Annotated in this window: 20 protein-coding genes; 16 read left to right on the top strand and 4 right to left on the bottom strand. The window is 72.9% G+C overall.

What is annotated here, in order from left to right; translation table 11 throughout:
* Positions 1-30: 30 nt before the first annotated feature.
* Positions 31-3,015 (bottom strand): ATP-binding protein, encoded by a 2,985-nt coding sequence (locus ACWED2_RS15255; protein WP_449691078.1) that lies wholly within the window; start codon positions 3,013-3,015, stop codon positions 31-33.
* A gap of 90 nt (positions 3,016-3,105) precedes the next feature.
* Here ACWED2_RS15255 and sthA point away from each other — a divergent pair, with 90 nt between their 5' ends.
* From sthA to ACWED2_RS15220, 7 genes are all read left to right on the top strand, one after another.
* A complete protein-coding gene (sthA, locus tag ACWED2_RS15250) occupies positions 3,106-4,515 on the top strand; it encodes a Si-specific NAD(P)(+) transhydrogenase (protein ID WP_449691077.1) in 1,410 nt (469 codons plus the stop codon).
* An 87-nt stretch (positions 4,516-4,602) separates the two neighbouring features.
* Positions 4,603-6,492 (top strand): intein-containing Rv2578c family radical SAM protein, encoded by a 1,890-nt coding sequence (locus tag ACWED2_RS15245; RefSeq protein WP_449691076.1) that lies wholly within the window; start codon positions 4,603-4,605, stop codon positions 6,490-6,492.
* Between the two features lie 156 nt (positions 6,493-6,648).
* Positions 6,649-7,251: an organomercurial lyase gene (merB, locus tag ACWED2_RS15240; RefSeq protein ID WP_449691075.1), complete on the top strand. Its 603-nt coding sequence runs from the start codon at positions 6,649-6,651 to the stop codon at positions 7,249-7,251.
* Between the two features lie 331 nt (positions 7,252-7,582).
* On the top strand, positions 7,583-9,358 hold the full coding sequence (aspS, locus tag ACWED2_RS15235; protein ID WP_449691074.1) for an aspartate--tRNA ligase: 1,776 nt from the start codon (positions 7,583-7,585) through the stop codon (positions 9,356-9,358).
* A complete protein-coding gene (locus ACWED2_RS15230; protein WP_449691073.1) occupies positions 9,358-10,305 on the top strand; it encodes a DUF389 domain-containing protein in 948 nt (315 codons plus the stop codon). Before aspS ends, ACWED2_RS15230 begins: the two co-directional genes overlap by 1 nt.
* A 79-nt stretch (positions 10,306-10,384) precedes the next feature.
* Positions 10,385-11,566 (top strand): phosphotransferase, encoded by a 1,182-nt coding sequence (locus ACWED2_RS15225; RefSeq protein ID WP_449691072.1) that lies wholly within the window; start codon positions 10,385-10,387, stop codon positions 11,564-11,566.
* A gap of 178 nt (positions 11,567-11,744) precedes the next feature.
* Complete coding sequence (locus ACWED2_RS15220; RefSeq protein WP_449691071.1) at positions 11,745-12,602, top strand: SGNH/GDSL hydrolase family protein; 858 nt, start codon at positions 11,745-11,747, stop codon at positions 12,600-12,602.
* On the opposite strand, the gene ACWED2_RS15215 is transcribed toward ACWED2_RS15220, so the two are convergent.
* The 3 genes from ACWED2_RS15215 to ACWED2_RS15205 all read right to left on the bottom strand — a co-directional run bounded on the left by ACWED2_RS15215 (position 12,574) and on the right by ACWED2_RS15205 (position 15,302).
* Positions 12,574-13,302 carry a metallophosphoesterase family protein gene (locus ACWED2_RS15215; RefSeq protein WP_449691070.1) on the bottom strand — a complete coding sequence of 243 codons (729 nt, stop codon included), beginning with the start codon at positions 13,300-13,302 and terminating at the stop codon, positions 12,574-12,576. The genes ACWED2_RS15220 and ACWED2_RS15215 overlap by 29 nt on opposite strands.
* A gap of 63 nt (positions 13,303-13,365) precedes the next feature.
* On the bottom strand, positions 13,366-14,574 hold the full coding sequence (locus tag ACWED2_RS15210) for a cytochrome P450 (RefSeq protein ID WP_449691069.1): 1,209 nt from the start codon (positions 14,572-14,574) through the stop codon (positions 13,366-13,368).
* A 32-nt stretch (positions 14,575-14,606) separates the two neighbouring features.
* Positions 14,607-15,302, bottom strand: coding sequence for a TetR/AcrR family transcriptional regulator (locus ACWED2_RS15205; RefSeq protein WP_449691068.1), 696 nt, complete (start codon positions 15,300-15,302; stop codon positions 14,607-14,609).
* Between the two features lie 141 nt (positions 15,303-15,443).
* On the opposite strand from ACWED2_RS15205, the gene ACWED2_RS15200 reads away from it, so the two are divergent.
* From ACWED2_RS15200 to ACWED2_RS15160, 9 genes are all read left to right on the top strand, one after another.
* On the top strand, positions 15,444-16,859 hold the full coding sequence (locus ACWED2_RS15200) for a replication-associated recombination protein A (RefSeq protein ID WP_449691067.1): 1,416 nt from the start codon (positions 15,444-15,446) through the stop codon (positions 16,857-16,859).
* Between the two features lie 579 nt (positions 16,860-17,438).
* On the top strand, positions 17,439-17,816 hold the full coding sequence (locus tag ACWED2_RS15195) for a VOC family protein (protein WP_449691066.1): 378 nt from the start codon (positions 17,439-17,441) through the stop codon (positions 17,814-17,816).
* Between the two features lie 37 nt (positions 17,817-17,853).
* The gene (locus ACWED2_RS15190) at positions 17,854-18,699 is read left to right on the top strand and encodes an NAD(P)-dependent oxidoreductase (RefSeq protein WP_449691065.1); all 846 of its coding nucleotides are present in this window, start codon (positions 17,854-17,856) and stop codon (positions 18,697-18,699) included.
* A gap of 249 nt (positions 18,700-18,948) precedes the next feature.
* Positions 18,949-19,335, top strand: a complete 387-nt coding sequence (locus ACWED2_RS15185) for a DUF948 domain-containing protein (RefSeq protein WP_086841104.1) — start codon at positions 18,949-18,951, stop codon at positions 19,333-19,335.
* Positions 19,332-19,634: a hypothetical protein gene (locus tag ACWED2_RS15180; protein ID WP_449691064.1), complete on the top strand. Its 303-nt coding sequence runs from the start codon at positions 19,332-19,334 to the stop codon at positions 19,632-19,634. The genes ACWED2_RS15185 and ACWED2_RS15180 overlap by 4 nt, the downstream gene beginning before the upstream one ends.
* A gap of 81 nt (positions 19,635-19,715) precedes the next feature.
* On the top strand, positions 19,716-22,376 hold the full coding sequence (alaS, locus tag ACWED2_RS15175) for an alanine--tRNA ligase (RefSeq protein ID WP_449691063.1): 2,661 nt from the start codon (positions 19,716-19,718) through the stop codon (positions 22,374-22,376).
* A 31-nt stretch (positions 22,377-22,407) separates the two neighbouring features.
* The gene (ruvX, locus tag ACWED2_RS15170; RefSeq protein WP_449691062.1) at positions 22,408-22,869 is read left to right on the top strand and encodes a Holliday junction resolvase RuvX; all 462 of its coding nucleotides are present in this window, start codon (positions 22,408-22,410) and stop codon (positions 22,867-22,869) included.
* Entirely contained in the window at positions 22,866-25,136 is a 2,271-nt protein-coding gene (mltG, locus tag ACWED2_RS15165) for an endolytic transglycosylase MltG (protein WP_449691061.1), read from the top strand. The genes ruvX and mltG overlap by 4 nt, the downstream gene beginning before the upstream one ends.
* 16 nt (positions 25,137-25,152) lie before the next feature.
* Entirely contained in the window at positions 25,153-25,980 is an 828-nt protein-coding gene (locus ACWED2_RS15160; RefSeq protein ID WP_449691194.1) for a shikimate dehydrogenase, read from the top strand.
* Positions 25,981-26,006 lie beyond the last annotated feature (26 nt).

The following is a 26,006-nucleotide window of genomic DNA, read 5'->3' as shown; positions in this document are numbered from 1 at the left end:
TCGCGCAGCGTTCGGGTCGTTCGGGCCCGGTCAGCGCCGGCGCCGCAGGTCCGCCTCCGCCCGCTCCCGCAGGGCGGTGCTGCCCTGGGCGCGGGCCAGCTCCACGGCCGCGCGCAGGCGGGGAACCGGATCGACGTCGTGCGCCGCCCGCAGCCGGAGCACCTCCGGCAGCCACCAGCGGTCGTCGCGGGCTTCCCCGGCGGCCAGGGCGGCGTCCAGCGTCGCCCGCGCCGCTTCCGGCGGCGACAGCTCGGCGACCAGCGAAAGCCAGTACGGCATCCGCGCGAACGACCCCTCCGCCTTGAGATTCGCGACGCCCTGCTGCGCCGCGGCCAGCCCGGTCGCGTCGCCGCGGGCCCAGCCGCCCAGTACCAGCGCCCACTCGCGGTAGTAGGCGAAGCCGTACCGGTCGCACAGCGCCCTCAGCTCGGCGACGGCCTGCCCGAGCGCCCGGCGGTCGCCGCGCATCTGGTGGGTGATCCCGGCGTAGGCCAGCGCGATGGCCAGGCTGTACGGGTGGTCGATCCGGCGGGCGAGGGCGATCGCTTCGGCGCCGCACGCCACGGCCGCGTCTTCGTGGCCGAGCAGCCAGTGGGCGTGCGCCGCCCACGCCGGGCCGTGGACGTCCGGGCGGGTGCCGATCGGCCACGACGACGCGCCGCGGGTGCGCTCGGCGCCCAGGTCGAAGTGCCGCAGCGCCTCGGCCGGGTCGTGCCCGAGGCTCAGCGACGAACCCGCGACGATGAAGTGCGCCGAGCCGCTCTGTTCGGCGCTCGTCCCCGGCGCGAGGAGCTCGAGGGCGCGTTCGGCCGCCTCGTGGGCCTGGACCGTCCGGCCCTGCACGAACCGGGACGACCACAGCTCCAGCAGCGCGGTGAGCGCGGCCTCCTCGTCGCCCAGCGACTCCGCGAGCGCGAGCGACCGTTCCAGGGTGCGCTGCAGTTCGGGGGACGAGTAGCCCTGGTGGGCGTTCAGCGGCCCGGCAAGGGCTTCGAGCACGGCCAGCTCGTCCCGGTCGCGGTTGCCGCTCGCCGGGCGGGCGCGGACGAGGTCCAGTGCCTCCCGCAGCAGCCGGATCGCCTCGGCGTGGGCGAACGTGCCCGCGGCGACGGCGGCGGCCCGCCGGTAGTGCGCGACGGCGCGGTCCGGGCGGCCGCCGCGGGCGTACTGCTCGGCCAGCTGCGCCGCCACGGCGTCGGTGTCGCCGGCGTGCAGCAGCTCGAGGCCCTGGGCCAGCCGCCGGTGCAGCAGCCACCGCCGCGGCGGGCTGATCTGCTCGTAGGCGGCCTCGCGCAGCAGGTCGTGGGTGAAGTCGTAGCTGCCGCCGAACTCGCGCACGAGCCGGCGGCGCCACAGCTCGTCGACGGCGTCGACGACGGTGTCCGCGTCGAGGTCGCTCGCCTCGGTGAGCAGCTCGAGGGTGACGTCCCGGCCGGCCGCGGCGGCGAGCCCGGCGATCTCGCGGGCGGCCGGGCCCGGCTGCTCCAGCCGCGTCCGCAGCACGGCGGCCAGCCCCTCGGCGGGCGGGGAATCGTGCGCCCGCAGGGCTTCGACGACGTAGAGCGGGTAACCGCCGGTGGCCGCGTGCAGCAGGTCACGGTCCGAAGTGGACAGAGGGCGCCCGGCGACCGCTGCGCCGAGGCGGGCCGTGCCGTCGGCGTCGAACGGGCGCAGCGGCAGCTCGGTCAGCCTGCCGTCGTCGCGCAGCTGACCGGTCCAGGCCGCGACGCCCGCGGCCGGGTCGCCGTCGCGCAGCGTCGCCACGACCAGCAGCGGCGCCTCCGGCAGCAGGCCGAGGCAGAAGGCGACGAACGCGCCGGTCTCTTCGTCGCACCACTGCGCGTTGTCGAGCACCAGCAGGACGGGCCGGCCGCCGGCGGTGAGCGCCCGGGCCAGCCCCTCGAAGAACCGCAGGCGCTGCCAGGCCTCGACGACGGCGTGCTCGCCGGAGGTGCGCGTGGCCGGCACCAGCCGGTCGACCTCGGCGCGCCACACCGGGTCCAGTGACGCCGCCGCCTGCCGCACGGCCGGCGTGCGCAGCCACTCGGCCACCGGGGCCAGCGCGAGCCGACCCGGCGCCGGAAAGCACCGGCCGGCCGCCACGACCGCGCCGTCGGCCCGCGCCAGCCCGGCGAGCTCGGTCACCAGCCGGGTCTTGCCGACCCCGGCGTCCCCGCGGACGAGGACGAACCCGGCTCGCCCCGCCGCGGCCGTCCGCCAGAGCTCGCCCAGCCGGGCCAGCTCCGCGGCGCGGCCGACCAGGCCGGGTGCGGCCGCCCGCCGCGGCTCTGGGTCCGGCCGGGCGAGCAGCCGGCGCAGCGCCGCGCGGGTCGGTTCGGCCGGGACCACGCCGAGCTCGCGCTCCAGCACCGACGCGCACCGGTGGTAGGTGCTCACCGCGCCCGCCCGGTCCCCGGCCTCGGCCTGCAGCCCCATCAGCGTCCGGTAGCCGGTCTCTTCGAGGGGGCGCAGCGCGATCCGGCGGCGGGCCGCGGCGAGCGCGGCGGCGGGGTCGCCCGACGGCGTCCGGCAGATCAGGTCGCACAGTTCGACGCACTGGCGCTCGAGCTCGGCGCGGGCCGCCAGTACCCAGTCGTCGGCCAGGCCGGGCAGCAGCTCGCCGCGGTAGGCCGCCAGCGCGGCCCGGGCGTGGGCGACGGCTTCACCGGGTTCGGCGGCGGCCAGCGCGGCCCGGTGGGCGGCGGCGAACTCCCGGACGTCCACGCGGCTCGAGGGCGTGTCCCGCCAGCACAGGTCCTGCCCGGTGACGGTCAGCGCGGGCGGGTCGCCCAGCACCCGGCGCAGCTGGTGCAGCTCGCGGCGCAGGTTGGTGAGCGCCTGTGCGTCGGTGGAGTCCGGCCAGAACAGGCCGGCGAGCAGGCGCCGGGGCTGCGCCCGCCCGGCGTGCACGACGAGGTGGGCCACGAGCGCGACCGACCGCGGCGACCGCGTCAGCACGGCGCCGGACTCGTCGTCGGCGATCACCTGCTCGCCCAGCAGCGAGACGCGCAGCACCCGGACACGCTAGCCCCTCCGGCCGTCCGTGCGCGGATCTTCACCGGCAGGGGCTTGCGCCCGGCCCGCCGGGTGCGCACGCTCGACGTCGTGAGCGAGCACGAGTACGACCTCATCGTCATCGGTTCGGGCCCCGGCGGGCAGAAGGCCGCGATCGCCGCGGCGAAGCTCGGCAAGAAGGTGGCGGTCGTCGACCGCCACGACATGGTCGGCGGGGTGTGCGTCAACACCGGCACGATCCCGTCCAAGACGCTGCGCGAAGCCGTGCTCTACCTGACCGGCATGAACCAGCGGGAGCTCTACGGCGCGAGCTACCGCGTCAAGCAGGACATCACCATCGCCGATCTGCTCGCCCGCACCCAGCACGTCGTCGGGCGCGAAGTCCAGGTCGTGCGCGCGCAGCTGATGCGCAACCACATCGACCTGATCGACGGCACCGGCTCCTTCGCCGACCCGCACACCGTGCTGGTCGAAGGCCGCCACCGCGGCGACCGGCGGACGCTGTCGGCCGACCACGTCGTGATCGCCACCGGCACCCGGCCCGCGCGGCCGAAGCAGGTCGACTTCGACGCCGCCCGCGTGCTCGACTCCGACGAGATCCTGCAGCTGGAGCAGATACCGTCTTCGCTGGTCGTGGTGGGCGCCGGGGTGATCGGGATCGAGTACGCGTCGATGTTCGCCGCGCTCGGCTCGCGGGTCACCGTGGTCGAGCAGCGCGACCACATGCTCGACTTCTGCGACCCGGAGATCGTCGAGTCGCTCAAGTTCCAGCTGCGCGACCTGGGCGTCACCTTCCGCTTCGGCGAGAAGGTCGCGGACGTGGCGGTGTCCGACCACGCGACGATCACGACGCTGGTCAGCGGCAAGCGCATCCCGGCCGACGGCGTCATGTACTCGGCGGGCCGCCAGGGCATGACCGGCGAGCTCAACCTGGAGGCGGCGGGCCTGAGCGCGGACGAGCGCGGCCGGCTGGTGGTCGACGAGAGCTACCGCACGGCGGTGCCGCACATCTACGCGGTCGGCGACGTGATCGGCTTCCCGGCCCTGGCGGCGACGTCGATGGACCAGGGCAGGCTGGCGGCGTACCACGCGTTCGGCGAACCGGCGCACGAGCTCGGCGCGCTGCAGCCGATCGGCATCTACACGATCCCGGAGATCTCGTACGTCGGCTCGACCGAGGCCCAGCTGACGTCGTCCTCGGTGCCGTACGAGGTCGGCATCGCGCGGTACCGCGAGCTGGCCCGCGGCCAGATCACCGGCGACAGCTACGGGATGCTGAAGCTGCTGGTGTCCACGACGGACCGCAAGCTGCTCGGCGTCCACGTGTTCGGCACGGGCGCGACGGACCTGGTCCACATCGGACAGGCGGTGATGGGCTGCGGCGGCACGGTCGACTACCTGGTGGACGCGGTGTTCAACTACCCGACGCTGTCGGAGGCGTACAAGGTGGCGGCGCTGGACGCGACCAACAAGATCCGGGCCTTGGAACGCTTTTCCTGATCGCCCCAGCAGCCACACCAGCACCACATGATCCACCCGTCCCGAACCGGTTTGACACCCGTCTAGAACATATGTTCGACTGGCGCCGTGCGATGGGATCGGCAGCGGACAAGGGAGGGTGAACCGGCACTGCCCGGGCTCGAGGGCCTGGTGCGATCGGTGCGGTCACCGGAATTCGACGGCGTCACCTTTCACGAGGTGCACGCGCGATCGGTGCTGAACAAGGTGCCCGCCGGCTCCGGCGTGCCCTTCGGCTGGACCGTCAACCCCTACCGCGGCTGCTCCCACGCCTGCACCTACTGCCTCGAAGGCGGCACCCGGATCCTGATGGCCGACGGCCGCACGAAGGCGTTGTCCGACTTGACGGTCGGCGACGAGATCTACGGCACCCGCGGCCACGGCGCGTCCCGGCGGCTGGTGCCGACCCGGGTCGAAGCCCACTGGACCACGCTGCGCGCCGCCTACCGCGTGACGCTCGAAGACGGCACCCGGCTCGTCGCCGGCGGCGACCACCGGTTTCTCACCAGCAAGGGCTGGAAGCACGTCACCGGCAGCAAGTTCGGCGCCGCGCAGCGACCACACCTGGAGCCGGGCGCCGAGCTGATCGGCGTCGGCCGGTTCGCGCCGACGCCGGACGAGACGCTCGGCTACCGGGCCGGCTACCTGTGCGGGATGCTGCGCTCGGGCGGGTTCGCCGCGGAGCCGGACGCCGCCGCCCGTGCGTTGCGCTACCTGCCGGACTTCGGGGCGTCGGTCGGTTTTCTCAAGGTGCCGCCGGATCCGGACGCCCACTGGCAGCGCGGATTCCTCGCCGGGGTCTTCGACATCGCGGGCGACTACGGCCGCGGCGTCCTCGCGGTGGCGCACGACGAACCGGAGATCGCCGACGCCTTCACCGCCGCGCTCGCCCGCTTCGGCTTCGCGTACCAGCTCGACGAGGTGCCGAAGTTCCCGACGCGCCAGGAGATCCGGCTGCTCGGCGGCGTCGGCGAAGTGCTGCGGTTCTTCCACGTCGGCAACCCGGCGGTGACCTGGAAGCGGTCCCTCGAAGGCGCGGTGATCGGCGCGAGCCGCCGCCGCGTCGAAGCGATCGAGCCGCTGGGCCTGCAGCTGCCGCTGTTCGACATCACCACCGGAACCGGCGACTTCGTGGCCGACGGCATGGTGTCGCACAACTGCTTCGCCCGGAACACCCACACCTACCTCGACTTCGACGCCGGCCGCGACTTCGACACGCAGGTGGTCGTCAAGGTCAACGCGCCGCAGGTGCTGGCCGCGCAGCTGAAGAAGCCGTCGTGGCGGCGCGAGCACGTCGCGATGGGCACCAACACCGACCCGTACCAGCGCGCCGAGGGCCGCTACCGGCTGATGCCCGGCATCATCACGGCGCTGGCGCGCTCCGGCACCCCGCTTTCGGTGCTGACCAAGGGCACGGTGCTGGCCAGGGACCTGCCGCTGCTGCGGGACGTCGCCCGGGACGTCCCGGTCGGGCTCGCGGTGTCGATCGCGCTGCTCGACGAAGAGCTCCAGCACCGCCTCGAACCCGGCACGCCGAGCCCGCGGGCGCGGCTGGAGCTGGTTCGCAAGGCGCGCGAGGCCGGGCTGCCGTGCTCGGTGCTGGTGGCGCCGGTGCTGCCGTGGCTGACCGACTCCGAGGAGGCGCTCGACGCGCTGTTCGCCCGCCTCGCCGACGTCGGCGCGACGAGCGTCACGGCCTTCGCGCTGCACCTGCGGCCCGGGGCGCGCGAGTGGTTCGGCCGCTGGCTGGCGGACTCGCACCCGGAGCTCGTCCCGCGCTACCGGGAGCTGTACGCGCGGGGGAGTTACGTCCGGAAGGCCTACCGGGAGGGGCTCGCGGAGCGGGTGGGGCCGTTGCTGCGGCGGCACGGCCTGGACCGCAAGAGCGATTTCGGCGCGCGTGGCCCCGAGCCGACGGCGGCCGAGGCCGCGCCCGCGGAGCAGCTGCGCCTGCTGTGATGGTCCTTTGTGGACCCACCGGGTGACGTACTGGGCCGTTCGGGGCGTTTGCGACCCGGTGTCTTCGGTTTGCGGCAAAATGTCCGGTCATGTCGTTGTCGTCCCGCCTCTCCGGCGCCTAACGTCGAAGGGATCGATCCCGAAAGGAGCCGGACGATGACGACCTCGCAGACCGACCGTGTCGCGGCCGCCCGGCTCGCCTGGGCCGCTCTGAAGCTGACCCGGGCCGGACGGCACCCGGTGGGCGTCGACCGGCTGGCCGCGACCGTCGGCGTCGCCCCGGCCGAGGCCCGGCGGCTGGTCGAGCTGATCGGGTTCACCCTGCACCGCGACCTCGTGTCGACCGGCCCGGCCCCGCGCGGCGCCCACCACCGCCTCCAGCCGGCCGAAGGCACCCTCGGCGCGGGCCCGGACGGCACCGTCGACATGTTCCTCCTGGCCATCGCGACCGGTGAGCGCGTCCACGCGGCGGCGATCTGCCCGGTCACCGGGACGCGGATCCGCATCGAGCTGACGTCCCACGCGATCCTGCTGGCCGACCCGCCGACAGCGGTGGTCGCGGCGGTCGACCTCGGGTTCGGGCTCGAGGGGGTCGACGCGGTGGCCTGCGCCGGCCAGCCGTTCTTCGCCTCCGCCACCGCGGCGGCGAGCTGGCTGGTGGCGCACCCGGGCGGCCGCATCTACCAGGTGGCCGCCTACCTGGCCCAGACCCACCGCCTGGTCGCGGCGCTGGAGACCCGGCCCAAGTACGTCCTCTGACCGTCGGAACGCGGCCGTTCGGAGCACAATGAACTGCCTGGTTAGTTCGTTGCCGCTATGGACCACCCAGTTGGTTCGTTGCCGCCATGAACTGCCTGGTTAGTTCGTTGCCGCTATGGACCACCCAGTTAGTTCGTTGCCGCCATGAACTGCCTGGTTAGTTCGTCGCCGCTATGGACCACCTGGTTAGTTCGCTCCAGCAATGAACTGTCTGGTTAGTCCACCCGGGCGACCCGCTGCGCCGGGCAAGCCTGCCGACATCGTAGGCTGGGCGGTTCGTTAGCCTTTCCAAGCAGCGAGAACCACCCCCTGTCGAAGGAGAGCAGTCGCAGTGCTCCGCACTCACAACGCCGGCACCCTGCGTGCCGGACAGGCCGGACAGACCGTCACCCTCACCGGATGGGTGGCCCGGCGGCGCGATCACGGCGGCGTCATCTTCATCGACCTCCGCGACGCCAGCGGCGTCGCCCAGGTCGTCTTCCGCGAGGGCGAGATGGCCGAGCGCGCCCACGCGCTGCGCTCGGAGTTCTGCGTCAAGATCGTCGGCGAGGTCGCGAAGCGCCCCGAGGGCAACGCCAACGCCGAAATCCCCACCGGCGAGATCGAGGTCCTGGCGACCCAGCTCGAGGTGCTGTCGGAGTCCGCGCCGCTGCCGTTCCCGATCGACGACCGCGTCGACGTCGGCGAAGAGGTCCGCCTCAAGCACCGCTACCTCGACCTGCGCCGCAGCGGCCCGGCCGCGGCCATGCGGCTGCGCAGCGAGGTCAGCCGCGCCGCGCGCGAGGTGCTGCACGCCCAGGACTTCGTCGAGATCGAGACCCCGACGATGACCCGCTCGACGCCCGAAGGCGCGCGCGACTTCCTGGTCCCGGCCCGGCTCAAGCCCGGCTCCTGGTACGCGCTGCCGCAGTCGCCGCAGCTGTTCAAGCAGCTGCTCATGGTCGGCGGCATGGAGCGGTACTACCAGATCGCCCGCTGCTACCGCGACGAAGACTTCCGCGCCGACCGCCAGCCCGAGTTCACCCAGCTCGACATCGAGATGAGCTTCGTCGAGCAGGACGACGTCATCGCGCTCGGCGAGGACATCGTCTCCGCGCTGTGGAAGCTGATCGGGCACGAGATCCCGCGGCCCATCCCGCGCATCACCTACCACGAGGCGATGGCCAAGTACGGCTCCGACAAGCCGGACCTGCGCTTCGACCTCGAGATCACCGACATGACGGAGTTCTTCGCCGACACGCCGTTCCGCGTGTTCCAGGCCCCGTACGTCGGTGCGGTCGTGATGGCCGGCGGGGCGGACCAGCCGCGGCGCCAGCTCGACGCGTGGCAGGAGTGGGCGAAGCAGCGCGGCGCGCGCGGCCTCGCGTACATCCTCGTCAACGAGGACGGCACGCTCGGCGGCCCGGTCGCGAAGAACCTGTCCGAGCACGAGCGCGAGAACGTCGCCGCCGCGGCGGGCGCGAAGCCGGGCGACTGCATCTTCTTCTCCGCGGGCAAGGCGTCTTCGACGCAGCCGCTGCTCGGCGCCGCGCGCGACGAGATCGGCAAGCGGCTCGGCCTGATCGACGAGGACGCCTGGTCGTTCGTCTGGGTCGTCGACGCGCCGCTGTTCGCGCCGGTCGAGGACATCGGCGACGACGTCGCGGTCGGCTCCGGCAAGTGGACCGCGGTGCACCACGCGTTCACCTCGCCGACCCCGGAGTGGATCGACAAGTTCGAGCAGGACCCGGGCAACGCCCTGGCCTACGCCTACGACATCGTCTGCAACGGCAACGAGATCGGCGGCGGCTCGATCCGTATCCACCGCGGCGACGTCCAGAAGCGCGTCTTCAACCTGATGGGCCTCGGCGACGAGGAGGCGCAGGAGAAGTTCGGCTTCCTGCTCGACGCCTTCCAGTTCGGCCCCCCGCCGCACGGCGGCATCGCGTTCGGCTGGGACCGCATCGTCATGCTGCTGGCCAAGGCCGACTCGCTGCGTGACGTCATCGCGTTCCCGAAGACCGGCGGCGGCTACGACCCGCTGACCGCGGCGCCCGCGCCGATCACCGCGCAGCAGCGCAAGGAAGCCGGGATCGACGCGAAACCGGCCGCCGCCCCGCAGAACTAGTGCTCCACCTCAGGGCCGTGTGCCCGCCGGACAAGACCGCCGAGGCCCTGGAAATCCTGCGGGCCCACGCCGGCACCGCGCACCTCGTCGTGCACCGCGGTGCCGCCGTGGAGCCCGCGGGTGACCTGGTCGAGGCCGACATCGCCCGCGAAGCGGCGGACGAGATCATCGAGGCGCTGTGCGTGCTCGAGCTCGACCACACCGGCGGGATCACGCTCGAAGCGCTCGACACCGCGCTGTCCGACGCCGCCGACAAGGCGGAGGAGAAGGCGCCGGGCGAAGCGGCCGACGCCGTCGTCTGGCAGGAGCTTCTCGGCCGCACGGGCGAGGAGTCACGGCTGAACGTGACGTTCCTGGCGTTCCTCACCATCGCCTGCCTGCTCGCCGCCGTCGGCGTGCTCACCTCGTCGGCGGTGACGATCGTCGGCGCGATGGTCGTCGGGCCGGAGTTCGGGCCGCTGGCCGCTCTGGCGGTCGGCCTGGTGCTGCGCCGGTGGGATCTGGTCCGCCGGGCCGGGGTGGCCCTCGGCGTCGGCTTCCCGCTGGCGATGGCCGTCACGCTCGGCGCGACGCTGCTGTTCCGCGCGACCGGCGTGCTCGGCGAGCGCGCCTTCGAGCTGCAAGAGCACGACGAGGTCGACTTCGTGTTCTCCGTCGGCGCGCCGTCGCTGGTGGTCGCGTTGCTCGCCGGCGCGGCCGGGATGCTCGCCATGACGTCGGCGAAGTCGGCCGCGCTGGTCGGCGTGTTCATCTCCGTGACCACCGTGCCGGCCGCGGGGTACGCGGTCGTCGCGGCCGTGGCGGGGGAGTGGAGCCGGTGCCTCCAGTCCGTCGGGCAGCTGCTGGTCAACCTTCTCGGAATCGTTGCAGCTGCGGCCATTGTGTTGATGGTGCGCCGGAATGGGCAACGTTCACGGGTGGGAATGCGTCCGCTTTCACGCGGGTGACCCGTATCCGGGCGGGATGCCCTTTCTTGTCCGGATGTCAGTAGTCATGGTTGCTCAGTCACGAGTAGGGTCGGTGACAATGACAGTCGACACCTCCTCCGCCGGCGACGCTGGAGTCGGGGCAGGAGCCGAGCAGCTCGCCATCGCCGCGGCGGTCGCGGCGGGCGAGTCCGTTCTCTCACGCCGGTTCGGCAGCGCGATCACGTTGGTCTCGCCCGAGGACCTGGCGGGGAGCGGGCCGGCCACGGTGGTCCGCGCGCGGGTGGTGTCGTCGTTCGCGCTGCCGCGCACGCTCGTCATCAAGCACTACCCGGACCGGCCGGAGTCCGGTGCCGACCCGTTCGCCCAGGAGGCGGTCAGCTACCAGCTGTTCACGGCGCTGGCCCCGGACGAGCGGATGTGCCCGGAGCTGGTGGCCCACGACGGCCGCGACCGCGTGCTGGTGCTGGAGGACCTCGGCCGCACGCCGACGCTCGAAGACAAGCTCTACGCCCGCGACTCCCGCGCGGCCGAGCGGGCGCTGCTGTCCTGGGCCCGGTCGCTGGGCCGCCTGCACGCGAGCACGGCCGGCCGCGAAGCGGACTTCAACGCCCTGCTGCGGCGCCTCGGCGGCCCGGTGAAGCCCGACTCCGACGAGGTCGACGCGTTGTGTTCGCGGGTCCCGCCGCTGGTCCAGAAGCGCCTGGGCATCCCGGTGCCGGACGACGTGCTCGCGCAGGTGAAGGCGGCGGTCGACCAGTCACGGGCGGCGGGGTTCCGGGCGTTCAGCCCGGTCGAGCTGAGCCCGGACAACAACCTGGTGACGGGCCAGGGGGTCCGGTTCCTCGACTTCGAGAACGGCCGCGTCCGGTCGGCGCTGGTGGACGCGGCGCACCTGCGGCTGCCGTTCGCGAGCTGGCCGGACGCGCTGGCCCTGCCGGCGGGGATGAGCGAGGCGATGATCGCGGCCTGGCGTGCCGAGGTGGTCGGGGTGTGGCCGGCCTTCGCCGACGACGACGTTCTCGCGGGACATCTGACGTCGAGCGAGCTCCTGCGGGTCTGGCTGATCACGGGCGAGGAGCTGGGGGCGTTGAACCTGTCCCGCCACGCGGCCCCGGTGAGCCGCGAAGCGGCGTTCGTGACCTGGTGGCGGGACCTGGCGAAGCACGCCGGATATGTTCGGATGACGGCGGTTTCGGAGTTTGCGGCCCGGGTGGCCGCGGCGTTGGCGGCCCGGCTGGGGCCGCACGCCGATCTGGCTTTTTATCCCGCTTTTCGGTGAGGGTTCCCCCGCCGGCCCGAACGCCGGATTGTTCAGCGGCTGCGTGTCGGGTCGGCAGGGGGGTGTGGCCGGAAGGTTGGTGGGGTGCATCGGTGGGCTGTGAGGTGCGAGTCAAGAATTAGGCCCCGTGTCGTGACCGCGTTACCTCTACCTCACCGGGTGTGAGCCTGCGTGGCCGATGGTCTTGACCGTGACCGTGATGAGCGTCGATGTCACTCCCCGGCCCGAGCCGCCCGAGCCGCCCGAACAGCCCGATCGCCCCTCGATCCCGCTCAAACGAGCCCGGCGCCTGGCCGTTCTCGGCGATTCCACCGCCGTCGGGCTCGGGGATCCGCTTCCGCGGCGGGCCGGCTGGCGTGGGGTTGGCCCGCTGGTCGCCGCCGCGCTGGGGGTTGAGGGCCATGGCTATCTCAACCCCTCCTTCGCCGGGGCTCGGATGCGGTGCGTTCTCAGCGAGCAGGTGCCCGCCGCCGTTGCGCACCGGCCCGATGTCGCCCTGCTCGTCGCCGGGATGAACGACACCCTTCGGCCGGACTTCGATGCCGCGCGGATCGCCGCCGATCTCACCGAAGTGATCCGGCGCCTGCGGGAAACCGGGACCACCGTGGTACCCGTCCGCTTCCACGACCACAGCAAGGTCTTCCGCCTCCCCGCCTCGCTCAAGCGCGCCCTCAGCGCCCGCGTCGCCGAACTCAACGCCGCCATCGACGACGTCGTCGCCCGCGAAGGCGTGCCGTGCCTCGACCTCGAGCGGCTGCCCGGCGCCTACGACCTCGCGTCCTGGAGCGTCGACCGGCTGCACCCCTCCGAACTCGGCCACCGCATGCTCGCGAGCGGCTTCACCGGGCTGCTCGCCGACGCCGGGTTCGCCGTGCCGGAACCGGTGAGCCTCACCTGCGGCGGCGGTGTCGAGCCGAGCACCACCGGACACGTGGGCTGGCTGGTGCTCAAGGGCGTCCCGTGGCTCTGGCGCCGCGGCCGCGAGTTCCTGCCCTACGCCGCCGTCATCATGTGGAACTCGTTCCGGGCCCGCTGAACACCCGCAGCGCTTCGACGTCCGAAGCCGGGTTGCGGACGAAGAAGTCCGCCCACTCCTCGATGTCCGGGTACGCGCAGTGCGCCGCCAGGTAGCGGCACGCCTCCTCGGCGTCGTACACCGTGCGCCGCAGCTGGACACCGTCGCCGAGCAGGGCCCAGTGCGCACCCCTTGCGCCGTACGGCATTCCGACACTTCCGGGGTTCACCACCAGCCGCCGGTCCGCGAGGCGGACGAACGGCATGTGCGTGTGCCCGCAGACGATCGTCGACGCGGAGACGCCGTCCAGGACCTCCGCCCAGCGCTCCGGAGGCGAGTCGACGAGCGCGATCTCGGTGTCGTCGCGCGGGGTCGCGTGGCAGAACAGCACTCCGCCGAGCGTCACCGTCAGCGGCAGCGCGTCGAGCAGCGGCAGGTCGGCCGGACGCAGCTGCCGCGCCGCCCACGGGAAGATCGGGTCGGGGACGAACGTGCCCCCGGTGCGGGCCGATTCGGCCAGTTCGCGGTCGGCGTTGCCGCGCACCCACACCGCCCGGTCGCCGAGCGCCCGGAGCCGATCGAGCGTCTCCACGGGCATCGGCCCGGCGAGCAGGTCGCCGAGCAGAACGATCTTTTCCGCCGCCTGGACGTCCGGCTCCGCCAGGACCGCCTCGAGCGCCGGGAGGACGCCGTGGATGTCCGCCAGCACCGCCACGTTCACCGGTCCACCATCGGGCACGGCGAGCGCCCCGGGCGAGGGATTTCGCCCAGGGCGCAACTTGCCTCACACCGTCGACAGCGGCAGTTCGCGCACGCCGGTCATGTTCGGGTTGACCTGGAACTTCGGCGGCTCACCCGGGATCGTGCGCAGCACCGGGTAGCGGTCGAACAGGATGTCCAGCGCCACCCGGCCCTCCAGCCGCGCGAGCGGCGCGCCGATGCAGAAGTGGATCCCGCGGCCGAACGCCAGGTGCGGGTTCTCCGCGCGCAGCGGGTCGAACGTGTCCGGGTTGCGGAACACCCGCTCGTCGCGGTTGGCCGCCGCCACCCAGCAGAGCAGCATCTGGTCGGCCGGCACGGTGACGCCGCCGACCTCGACCTCCCGCATGGTCACGCGGGCCACCGCCGCGAACGGCGTCAGGTACCGCAGCGACTCTTCGATCGTCGGCGGCACGAGCGAGCGGTCGGCGCGCACCCGCTCGTCCCACTCCCGGTGCGTGTCCAGGCACAGCACCGCGTTGCCGAGCAGCATCGTGGTGGTGATGTGGCCGGCCAGCAGCAGGATGTTCGCGAAGTTGACGACGTCGGTGCGCGACAGCCGTTCGCCGTCCAGCTCGGCCTCGACCAGCTTCGTCAGCAGGTCTTCCCGCGGCTGCCTGCGCCGCTCGTCGACGTGGACGCCGAGGTAGTCGGCGAGCGCCTTCTGGCCTTCCATGGACGACCGGATGGCCGCGTCCTGGCTCTCGTCCTTCTTCACCAGCGAAACCTGGTTGGAGGACTCGAACATCTTGTCCACCCAGCCCTTGAACAGGTTCCGGTCAGCGGCCGGGACGCCCAGCAGCTCGGCGATCACGATCACCGGCAGCGGGTAGGCCAGGTGCTCGACCAGCTCCAGCCGCTCCCCGGCGGGGACCGCGTCCAGGAGCTCGTGGGTGATCGCGGCGATCCTCGGCTCGAGGTCCGCCACCACCTTGGGCGTGAACGCGCGGCTGACGAGCTTGCGCATCTTGTTGTGCAGTGGCGGGTCGAGCTGCAGGATGCTGCCCGTCGACATGTCGTAGTCGGGGTCCGGCATCAGCTCCTTCGGGATCAGCCGCGTGGTGTCGGACGAGAACGTCGCCGGGTCGCGGAGGATCGTCTCGATCTCCGGGTGCCCGTAGACGTTCCACATCCCCAGTTCCGCGGCGAACTCGATCCGCTTCTCCGGTTGCTTCCCCCGCAGCCAGAACTGGGCCTCGTGGAGTCCCCAGGTGTCGGCCATCGTGCTGGTCATTTCCGCCCCTTTCCCCGGTGTGGCCTCACGAATCAGCCGGAGGCCCTGGTGGGATCGTGTGCGTAGATCCCGTTTCGGAAGCCCGAGACGAGCTCCTCGAGCGTCGAACTCAGCTCCGCCGCCACTTCCGCGACCGCGGCGGGGTCGGGTGCCCCGGGCGGTTCGAACGCGGTGCGGATCAGGTGGGCGAGGACCTCCGCCTTCTCCTCGACGGGGATGCCCTCGAACTCGTCCGAAATCGTGTCGCCGACGTAGAAGCCGAGCGTCGCGGCGTGCAGCGCGTAGCTCATGTGCGGGACGTCCCCGCGGATCAGCCCGCGCCGGAGGAGCGCGTTCTCGAAGTGCCCGCTCACCTCGTCCTGCTGCTTCTTCAGCGCGATGTCGCCGAGCGAGCCGAACATCTCCGCGTTGCCGCGCAGCATCGCCATCACCAGCGGGCGGCGGTGGGTGATCAGGAACGACGCCGGGATCATCCGGTGGGGCAGGATCATCTCCGGGTCGGCCTTGATCTCGGCCAGCAGCTCGTCGGTCAGGTCGGCCGATTCGCGCAGCATCAGCGCCTTGAACAGCAGTTCCTTGTTGCGCCAGTGCAGGTAGACCGTGCCCTTGCCGATGCCGACCGCCCGCGCGACGTCGTCGACCGCCACCTTGCGGTAGCCCATCCGCAGCAGCAGCTCGCCCGCCGCGTCCAGGATCCGGTCGGCGCGCTCGCGGTTGGGATGGCTCATGCGTCTCCACCTGTGGTTTCGTTGAGCATTTGACTGGTTGACCGGATTTGCGATTTCGGTCAACCAGTCATCACGACGGTAGCGCTCCGGTGGAGGCCGGGGCAAGCGGTTCTGTCGGTGGGTTCGGTTAACGTCATCTCTGTGGCACAGGACGAGCTCTTCCCCGGCGACGCACTCTTCTCCGCGGAGCCGGCATCCCATCGAGCGAACGCCGACATCGCGCCTCCGCCGGAGCGCACGACGTCGAACGCGGGCGCGGAACCGCAGGCGGACCCGGCGAGTTCGCCGCTGGCCGTGCGGATGCGGCCGCGCTCGCTCGACGAGGTCGTGGGCCAGCAGCACCTGCTGCGCGAGGGCGCGCCGCTGCGGCGGCTGGTCGAGGGCGCCGCGCCGGCGTCGGTGCTGCTCTACGGCCCGCCCGGCACGGGCAAGACGACGCTGGCCAACCTGGTCTCGATCGCGACCGGCCGCCGGTTCGTGGCGATGTCCGCGCTGTCGGCGGGCGTCAAGGAGGTCCGCGGCGTCATCGAAGAGGCGAGGCGGCGCCGTCAGTACAACACCGAGAACACGGTGCTGTTCATCGACGAGGTGCACCGGTTCTCCAAGACCCAGCAGGACGCGCTGCTCGGCGCGGTCGAAGACCGCACGGTGCTGCTGGTCGCGGCGACGACCGAGAACCCGTCGTTCTCCGTGGTGTCGCCGCTGCTGTCGCGGTCGCTGGTGCTGCAGCTGCGCCCGCTGACCGACGCCGACATCACGGAGCTGATCGAGCGGGCGCTGGCCGACGAGCGCGGCCTCGGTGGCGAGCTGACGCTGACCGAGGACGCGCGCGCCCACCTCGTCCGCCTCGCGGGCGGGGACGCGCGCCGCGCGCTGACGGCGCTGGAGGCGGCGGCGGACGCGGCGTCGGCCACCGAGGCGAAGACGATCGACCTGGCGATCGTCGAGTCCACTGTGGACAAGGCGGCGGTGCGCTACGACCGCGACGGCGACCAGCACTACGACGTGATCAGCGCGTTCATCAAGTCGATCCGCGGGTCCGATGTGGACGCCGCGCTGCACTACCTGGCCCGGATGATCGAAGCGGGCGAAGACCCGCGGTTCCTGGCGCGCCGGCTGGTGGTGCACGCGAGCGAGGACATCGGGATGGCCGACCCGACGGCCCTGCAGTCGGCGGTCGCGGCCGCGCACGCGGTCCAGTTCATCGGCATGCCGGAGGGCAGGCTGGCGCTGGCACAGGCGACGGTCCACCTGGCGACGGCCCCGAAGTCCAACGCGGTGATCAAGGGCATCGACGCGGCGCTGGCGGACGTCCGCGCGGGCTTGGCGGGCACGGTGCCCCCGCACCTGCGCGACGGGCACTACGCGGGGGCGAAGAAGCTCGGCAACGCGCAGGGCTACCGGTACCCGCACAACGTGCCGGAAGGCGTGCTGGCCCAGCAGTACCCCCCGGACGAGCTGATCGGCCGCGACTACTACGAGCCCACCCAGCGCGGCGCCGAGCGGACGCTGGCCGAGCGGGTTCCCAAGCTGCGGAGGACGATCCGCGGCGAGTGAGGGGGGCGCTTTGGGGTGTTGAGCGGTGGCCGGCGGCCGGGTGGCGATGAGCCGCGGGGGTTGTGGTGGCTGGCGGCCCGGGGTGTGCTGAGTTGCGCGGGCTGGGTGGTGTCCGGCGGTGGTGAGCTGCGCGGGCTGAGTGGCGGCCGGGTGGCGGTGAGTTGCGGGGGCTGTGCGGTGGCTGGCGGTCCCGGTGGTGGTGCGTTGCGCGGGCTGAGTGGTGGCTGGCGGCCGGGTGATGTGAGCCGCGCGGGCTGAGTGGTGTCCGGCGGTGGTGAGCCGCGAGGCTGTGTGGTGGCTGGCGGCCCGGGCGGTGGCGAGCCTCCCGGGCTGAGTGGCGGCCGGCGGCCCGGCGGCGGTGAGCCGCGCCGACTGGGGTGCGGCTGCCCAGGGCGGCGGTGAACCGCGCGGGCCCAGCCGCGGCAGTCGGCCCAGGCGGCGAGCTCCGGCCGAGCTGTCACCGAACGCCGTCCGGCCGCCGTGTGGGGCGGGGGCGGCAAGATCATCGGGGTTCGTAAACTTTTCCCCTCCAGGCGGCCCCGACCCGGTGCGGGCCCCGCGACCGCAGGAGGCGTGCCCGTGCCCGCGACGCTGCAGTGCATCGTCCTGGACTGCCCGGAACCCCTGGACCTCGCCCGCTTCTACCAGGCCCTGCTCGGCGGCGAGGTCGATCGGCCCGACCCGCGGTGGCGCGTGGACGACGACTGGTCGACCCTGCACGTGGACGGCATGGTCCTCGGCTTCCAGCGCGCGCCGGACCACCGGCCGCCCAGCTGGCCGGACCCCACCTTCCCGCAGCAGTTCCACCTCGACTTCGAGGTCGACGACTTCCGCGAGTCCCACCACGTCGTCCTGGCCAACGGCGGCCGGCTGCTCGACCCCGACCTCGGCGGCCGCGGCTGGCGCGTCTACGCCGATCCGGCGGGCCACCCCTTCTGCCTCCTCGGCGACTACTGAGCGCGCGGGCCCGTCCGGTCTCCGCCACGATGGCGGCATGACTGTCGCGTTTCTCGGAACCGGGATCATGGGCGCCCCGATGGCGGCCAACATCGCCAAGGCCGGCCTCGACGTGCGGGTCTGGAACCGGACCCGGGCCAAGGCCGAGCCGCTGTCCGACGTCGCCACGGTGGCCGATTCCCCGTCGGCCGCCGCCGAGGGCGCGGACACCCTGGTGACGATGCTCGCCGACGGCCCCGCCGTGGCCGAAGCGTTCGAGGCCGCTTCACCGGCTTCGGGGACGTTGTGGCTGCAGATGAGCACGGTCGGCCTCGACTGGACCGACCGGCTCGCCGCGATGGCGGAGAAGGCGGGCGTGGTGTTCGTCGACGCGCCGGTGCTCGGCACCCGCCAACCCGCGGAGCAGGCGCAGCTGCTGGTGCTGGGCTCGGGCCCGGAGGAGTCCCGGCCCGCGGCGACGCCGGTGTTCGACGCGGTCGGCATGCGCACGGTCTGGCTCGGCCCGGCGGGCCGCGGCAGCCGCCTGAAGCTGGTGATGAACGCGTGGGTGCTCGCGCTGACGAACGCGACCGCGGAGAGCCTGGGCCTGGCCGGCGCGCTCGGCCTGGACCCGGCGCTGTTCCTCGAGACGATCAAGGGCGGCGGCCTCGACGTCGGCTACGCGCACGTGAAGGGCGGCGCGATGCTGGCGGGCGAGTTCTCCCCGTCGTTCCCGGCCGGGCTGGCGGCGAAGGACGCCCGCCTGGTGGTGGAGGCCGCGGGCGACGAGGTCGACGTGGCGGGCGCGAAGGCCGTGCTGGCCCACTTGGAAGCGGCGGTGGCGGCAGGCCACGGCGAAGAGGACATGGCCGCGCTGTACCGCGCGGTGCGGAAGGAACCGTAGAAAACAGGCCCGGGCCGCCGGGGCGCCCCCCGTTTTCGATTCTACCGGCAGGCACCGACAGTTTCGGCGGGCCGGACAGCCCGCAACCGGCCGAACGGCCCGGGCGACCTCCCGCGATCCGGGCCGCCCTCGGCGAGCCGGAGCGGCTCCCGGCGGGGCGTTTCCCGGGCCCGGCGGGGTGACACGGTCGGGGACCGGCCCAGGCGGTAACCTCAGTCGGCATCCCGACCCCTGAACCGAGGAGGGCCCGTGTCGGCAGGGCAGATCGCCGCGCTGATCGCCGCAGGAGCATTCGTGGTGCTGGTCGTCCTGCTGGCGATCCCGCTGATCAAGCTCGGCAAGACGCTGGACGCGGCCACCGAGGCGATCGAGCGCACCAACAGCAACACCGATCCGCTGCTGATCGGCGCGAACGAGACGATCACGCACGTCAACACCCAGCTCGAGCGGGTCGACGGGATCACCGCGAACGCGCAGGCGGTCACCGGCAACGTCTCCGCTCTCACCTCCGTCTTCACCGCGACCCTCGGCGGCCCGCTCGTCAAGACCGCGGCGCTGTCGTACGGGCTCAGCAAGGCGATCAAGGCGCGCAAGAAGAAGAGCGCCTTGAAGGCCGCGAGGAAGGCCGGCAAGTGAAGCGGCTGTTCTGGCTCGGCGTCGGGGTCGTCGCCGGCGTCGCGCTGTCCCGCAAGGCCACCGAAACCGCTCGTCAGGCCACTCCGGCCGGGATAGCATCGAACCTGGGGGACGCCGTGCGCGAGCTGGCCGGCGCCGTGGGTTCGTTCGGCGCCGAGGTGCGCGCGGGCATGAACGAGCGGGAACAGGAGCTGCACGACATGGTCGAGGAGCGGACGGGCGTGAGCGCGCCCCGCGCCGAGGGGCGGCACGCGGCTGCCCGGCGCCCGGTCCGGCGAGCTCGCCGGGCGGAGGGCTGATCCGGGCCTGCCCGGAAACCCCTTCCGCCGTTGCAACAGCCGCCGACCCCGTTCCGAACCACAGCTACAAGGACTTGACCCGTGGACACACACGAAATCACCGACCGTTTCCTGCGCCATTTCGAGGGCAAGGGCCACACGCGCGTGCCCAGCGCGCCACTGATCCTCGACGACCCGAACCTGCTGTTCGTCAACGCCGGCATGGTGCAGTTCAAGCCGTACTTCCTCGGTGAGGCGCCGCCGCCGTACCCGCGCGCGACCTCCGTGCAGAAGTGCGTGCGCACGCCGGACATCGACGAGGTCGGCAAGACCACCCGGCACAACACCTTCTTCCAGATGGCCGGGAACTTCTCCTTCGGCGACTACTTCAAGGAAGGCGCCATCGAGGCGGCCTGGGAGCTGATCACCAAGCCGCAGAGCGAAGGCGGCTTCGGCCTCGACCCGGACCGCATCTGGGCGACCGTCTACAACGACGACTCCGAGGCGGCCGGGCTGTGGCGCAAGCTCACCGGCCTGCCCGGCGAGCGCATCCAGGCCCGCGACGGCAAGGACAACTACTGGGACATGGGCGTGCCCGGTCCCGGCGGCCCCTGCTCGGAGATCTACTACGACCGCGGCCCGGCGTACGGCCGCGAGGGCGGCCCGGTCGCCGACGAGGACCGCTACATCGAGATCTGGAACCTCGTCTTCATGCAGGACGTCCGCGGCGACCTGAGCCCCAAGCTCGGGCACCCGCCGATCGGCGAGCTGCCGAAGAAGAACATCGACACCGGCATGGGCGTCGAGCGCGTCGCGACGATCCTGCAGGGCGTCGAGAACGTCTACGAGACCGACCTGGTGCGCCCGGTGATCGGCCGCGCGGAGGAGTTCTCGGGCCGCCGCTACGGCAGCAACCACGCCGACGACGTCCGCTTCCGGGTCATCGCCGACCACGCCCGCACCGGCGTCATGCTGATCGGCGACGGCGTCACCCCGGGCAACGACGGCCGCGGCTACGTGCTGCGCCGCCTGCTGCGCCGCATCATCCGCTCCTCGCGCCTGCTGGGCGTGCACGAGCCGGTGCTGCAGGCCTTCGCGGCGGTCGTCCGCGACACGATGGGCCCGACCTACCCCGAGCTGGTCTCCGGCTTCGACCGCATCAACGAGGTCGTCCGGATCGAGGAGGAAGCGTTCCTCTCGACGCTCACCAGCGGCTCGCGCATCTTCGACCTCGCGGCCGAGGAGACCAAGCGCGGTGGCGGCGACGTGCTGGCCGGCGACAAGGCGTTCCAGCTGCACGACACCTACGGCTTCCCGATCGACCTGACCCTCGAGATGGCGGCCGAGCAGGGCCTGACCGTCGACGAAGAGGGCTTCCGCACGCTCATGGACGAGCAGCGCAAGCGCGCGAAGGCGGACGCGGCGGCCCGCAAGACCGGCCACGGCGACCTCTCGGAGTACCGGAAGGTCCTCGAGCAGCACGGCGAGACCGAGTTCCTCGGCTACACCGACCTGCAGGCCGAGGCCAAGGTCGTCGCGCTGCTCGAAGACGGGCAGCCGGTCCGCAGCGTCTCCGCGGGCAAGAAGGCCGAGCTGGTCCTCGACCGCACGCCGTTCTACGCCGAGAGCGGTGGCCAGGTCGCCGACACCGGCGTGCTCCTCGGCGACGGCGTCGAGCTGAAGGTCCTGGACGTCCAGAAGATCGTGCCCGGCCTGTACGTGCACCGCGTCGAGGTCGTCGACGGCGAGATCGGCCTGGACTCCAAGGTCACCGGTTCGGTCGACGCGCACCGCCGCCTCTCGATCGAGCGCTCGCACTCCGCGACGCACCTGGTGCACGCGGCCGTCCGCGGTGCGTACGGCAAGCGCGCGGCGCAGGCGGGTTCGCTGAACTCGCCGGGCCGGATGCGGTTCGACTTCACCACCCCGGGCTCGGTGTTGTCCGACGTGCTGACCGAGGTCGAGGAGGAGGTCAACGACTACCTCCAGACCAACGTCGAGGTGCAGAGCTACACCACGACCAAGGACAAGGCCCTCGAGCTGGGCGCGGTCGCGCTGTTCGGCGAGAAGTACGGCAACGACGTCCGCGTGGTCGACATGGGCGACTACTCCCGCGAGCTCTGCGGTGGCACGCACGTCGAGCGGATCGGCCAGCTCGGCCTGGTCAAGCTGGTCTCCGACGCCTCCATCGGCTCGGGCGTGCACCGCGTCGAAGCGCTGGTCGGCACGGACGCGCTCAAGTACGTCCGCAAGGAGCAGCTGCTGGTCTCGCAGCTGGCGAACACCTTCAAGGTGCCGTCCGACCAGCTGCCGGGCCGTATCGACGACGTCCTGACCCGGCTGAAGAACGCCGAGAAGGAGATCACGCAGCTCAAGACCCAGCAGGTGCTGGGTTCGGCGGGCGCGCTGGTCGACAAGGCCCAGGAGATCGGCGGTGTGACCGTCGTGGCCGAGGTCGTCCCGGACGTCGACGGCAACGGCCTGCGCGCGCTCGCCTCCGACATCCGCGGCCGGCTCGGCGCGCGGCCCGGTGTGGTGGCGCTGTTCTCGCCGGCCGGCGAGAAGCTGAGCTTCGTCGTCGCGACGACCAAGGCGGCCCAGGACAAGGGGATCGCCGCGGGCAAGCTCGTGCCGTCGTTCGCCGAGAAGATCGGCGGGCGCGGGGGCGGCAAGCCCGACATGGCCCAGGGTGGTGGCACGAACCCGGCCGGCGCGGCCGAGGCGGTCACGGCCCTGCGCGCGGCGATTGCCGGCATTGGTTAACCGCGGAAACCGCGGCCCGGACCGCCCCGGCGTGGGCGATCCGGGCCGGGGCCGCCGGCTGGGGGTGGATGTCGGATCCGTCCGGGTCGGCGTGGCGCTCAGCGATCCGGCCCCCCTGCTCGCTTCGCCATTGGTTACCCTCTCCCGCGATGCGACCGACGACAGTGATCTGGACCAGCTGGCCGCCCTCGTCACCGAGCACGAGGTGGTCGAGGTGATCGTGGGCCTGCCGAGAACGCTCGCCAACCGCCAGGGTCCGGCGGCCGAGCTCGCCATCGCGTACGCTGAGGACCTGGCCGGGCGGATAGCGCCCGTGCCGGTCCGGCTGGGCGACGAGCGGCTGACCACGGTCACCGCATCCCGCATCCTCTCCCAGCGCGGGGTCAAAGGCCGCAAACAGCGCGCGGTGGTCGACCAGGCCGCCGCCGTCGAGATCCTGCAGGCCTGGATCGACGCCGCCGCTGCGCACCGCGCCCGGGAGGGAGACCGATGAACGAGCAGCCACCTGAGCCCCCACGCGGGCGCCGGCGACTGCGCGAGCCGGAAGCGGCCACCCCGCCGCCGTCCCGGCCCGCACCGCGCCGCGCCGACCCGCGGGCCGCGGACCCGCGCCGCAGCCCGAGCGGGCAGCACGAGCTGCCGCCGCGCCGCGGGCAGGCACCCAGCGGCGAGTACGACCTGCCCCAGCCTTCCCGCCGGGCCCGGCGGGAAGAGCCACCGGGCTACGACCCCCGCAGCGCGCCGCAGCCCGGCCGTCGCCGCCTCGAACCGCCCGGCACCCTGCCTTCGGCCGACGCCGACCTGGACCCGCAGGAGCGGCGGGCCGCCCCGGCCCGCGCCGCCCACGCCCGCCACGGCCTCGACGAGGGCTCCGAGCTCGAGCAGCCGGCCGCCCCGCGCCGGCGTCGCGCGGCGCCCGACGCCGACGACGACCGGACGCCCCGCCGGGCGGCGCCCGAGCGGATCGAGCCGGCGCCCCCGCGGCGGCGGCGCAAAGAACCCGACGTGGCCGCGCCCGAGCCGGTCGAGCCGGCGCCTGCACGGCGGCGGCGCAAGGACGCCGAGGTGGTTGCGTCCGAGCCGGTGGAGCCGGCGCCCGCGCGGCGGCGCAAGGACGCCGAGGTGGTCGCGTCCGAGCCGGTCGAACCGGCGCCCGCACGGCGGCGGCGCAGAGATCCGGACGCGGCCGAGCCACCCCCGGCCCGGCGTGGCCCGGCACCCGAGCCGATGGAGACTGCCGCCCTCGGTGCCGAGCGCCGTCGCCGTCCCGGACCCGACGCGGCCGAAGCCGCCGAGGTGCGGCGGCGCCGCGCGGCGCCGGAGCCCGGCGCCGAACCGCCCGTCCGGCGGCTCGCCCAGCCGGGTGACCGCCCCGCAGGCGTGCCCGAATCCGGCGCCGAGCCGCGCCGCCGCCCGCCGGCCCCGCCCGTGCGCGAGGAGCCGGTGACCGACGTCCTGCCCGCGCTGGCCCCACCGCCCCCGGCCGAACCGCCGCGCACGCGGCAGGAGGAGCCCGAGCTCTTCGCCGAGGACGACGAGTACGCGGACTACGACGAGTACGACGACTACGAGGACTACGACGAGTCGGAGTACGACGACGAGTACGACGACTACGACGAAGAGCCCGGGAAGCCGCGGAGGAAGAAGGGCAAGCGCGCCCTCGGTTGGATCGCCGCGATCGCGGTGATCGCCCTGCTCGCCGGCGGCGCCTGGTACGGCTTCAACAAGTTCTTCGGCTACGACGACTTCGAGGGCGCGGGCAACGAGGACGTGCTGTTCCAGGTGGACGACGGTGACACGACCTCGGCCATCGGCGCGAAGCTCACCACCGCCGGCGTCGTCGCCAGCGGCAAGGCGTTCGTGAAGGCGGGCGAGGGCAACCCCAAGCTCGCCCGGGTCCAGCACGGCTTCTACGTGATGAAGTCGCACATGTCCGGGGCCAGCGCGGTCGAGCGGCTCACCACCCCGGCCTCGCGGGTCGGGCAGCTGGAGATCCGGCCGTACACGCAGTTCGACGACATCACCCAGCCCGACGGCAAGGTGACGCCCGGCGTGTACAGCCTGATGGCGAAGGCGTCGTGCGCGCAGCTCAACGGCAAGAGCACCTGCGTCTCGGCGGACGACCTGCGCAAGGCCGTCGACGCGGCCGACCTCAAGCAGCTCGGCGTCCCGGACTGGGCGATCGACCCCGCGAACAAGGCCGACCGCAAGGACCGCAGGCTGGAGGGCCTGATCGCGCCCGGCGTCTACGACGTCAAGCCCGGGTCCAGCGCGCAGGAGATCCTCGGGCAGCTGGTGCGCAGCTCGGCCGAGGCGCTCCAGAACGCCGGGCTGACCTCGCAGTCGGCCGGCCCGGGGGTGACGCCGTACCAGACGCTGATCATCGCGTCGATCATCGAGCGTGAAGCGGTCAAGGCCGACTTCGGCAAGCTTTCGCGGGTCATCTACAACCGGCTGAAGATCAACATGCGGCTGCAGATGGACTCCACGGTCAACTACGTGCTGGACCGGCCGACGCTGCTGACCGACGAAGCCGACCGGGCGAAATCCGGTGCCTACAACACCTACCGGAACACCGGGCTGCCGCCGACGCCCATCGCGGTGTCGAGCCCGGACGCGATCAAGGCCGCGGTGAAGCCGCCGGACGGCGACTGGGTGTACTTCGTCAAGTGCGAGAAGAACGGCCTCTCGTGCTTCGCGGTCACCAACGACGAGCACAACAAGAACCGCGACCTGGCCAAGGCACGCGGTGTCATCTGAGCCGCGCAGGGCCGCGGTGCTGGGCAAGCCGGTGGCACACTCGCTGTCCCCGGTGCTGCACGGCGCCGCGTTCGCCGCGCTGGGCCTGACCGGCTGGACCTACGAGCGCATCGAGACGAGCGCCGAGGAGCTCCCGGCCCTGGTCGACGGCTTCGGCCCCGAATGGGCCGGGTTTTCGGTCACCATGCCGGGCAAGCGCGCGGCGCTGGACCACGCGGACGAGGTGACCCCGCGCGCGGCCGCCGTCGGCGCGGCGAACACGCTGGTCCGCACCGAGCGGGGCTGGCTCGCGGACTGCACCGACGTCGAGGGCGTCACCGGCGCCCTGCGCGCCGCCGGCGGCTACCGGCCCGCCCCGGCGGACACCGCGGTCGTGCTCGGCGCGGGCGGCACCGCGGCGGCCGCGGTCGTCGGGCTCGCCGCCCTCGGCGTCCGGCAGGTGCGGCTGGTGGTGCGCGAGCCCGCCCGCGCCGGCGAAACCCTCGACGCGGCGAAGCGGGCCGCGCTCGACGTCGACCTCCTGCGCTGGGCCGACACGGACTTCGCGGCTTTGGGCTCCGCGGCGGTGCTGGTGAACACCGTCCCGCCGGACGCGGTCGCCGCGCACGCGGCCGAGCTCGCCGCGGTCGAGCACGTCCTCGACGTCATCTACCACCCGTGGCCGACACCGCTCGCCGAAGCCGTCTCGGCCCGCGGGGGCCGGCTGGCGACCGGGCTGGACATGCTGCTGCACCAGGCGTTCGGCCAGGCCGAGCACTTCACCGGCCGCCCGGCCCCGCGGGCGGCGATGCGGGACGCCCTGCGCGAAGCGACCGGGAACCTGCTGCCGCTGCCGATCGACTGAGAAAATCACTGGCGGAGCTTCGATAT

Source organism: Amycolatopsis sp. NPDC005003, from assembly GCF_053600695.1.
The sequence above is the reverse complement of the archived record's forward strand: the minus strand, read 5'-3'. Positions and strand labels throughout refer to the sequence as shown.

Coding starts and splice junctions, on each gene's coding strand:
- ACWED2_RS15220 (WP_449691071.1), top strand. CDS start 11,745: ATGGTCTTGACCGTGACCGTGATGAGCGTCGATGTCACTCCCCGGCCC.
- ACWED2_RS15190 (WP_449691065.1), top strand. CDS start 17,854: ATGACTGTCGCGTTTCTCGGAACCGGGATCATGGGCGCCCCGATGGCG.
- merB (WP_449691075.1), top strand. CDS start 6,649: ATGACGACCTCGCAGACCGACCGTGTCGCGGCCGCCCGGCTCGCCTGG.
- ACWED2_RS15225 (WP_449691072.1), top strand. CDS start 10,385: ATGACAGTCGACACCTCCTCCGCCGGCGACGCTGGAGTCGGGGCAGGA.
- mltG (WP_449691061.1), top strand. CDS start 22,866: ATGAACGAGCAGCCACCTGAGCCCCCACGCGGGCGCCGGCGACTGCGC.
- ACWED2_RS15205 (WP_449691068.1), bottom strand. CDS start 15,302: ATGAGCCATCCCAACCGCGAGCGCGCCGACCGGATCCTGGACGCGGCG.
- ACWED2_RS15210 (WP_449691069.1), bottom strand. CDS start 14,574: ATGACCAGCACGATGGCCGACACCTGGGGACTCCACGAGGCCCAGTTC.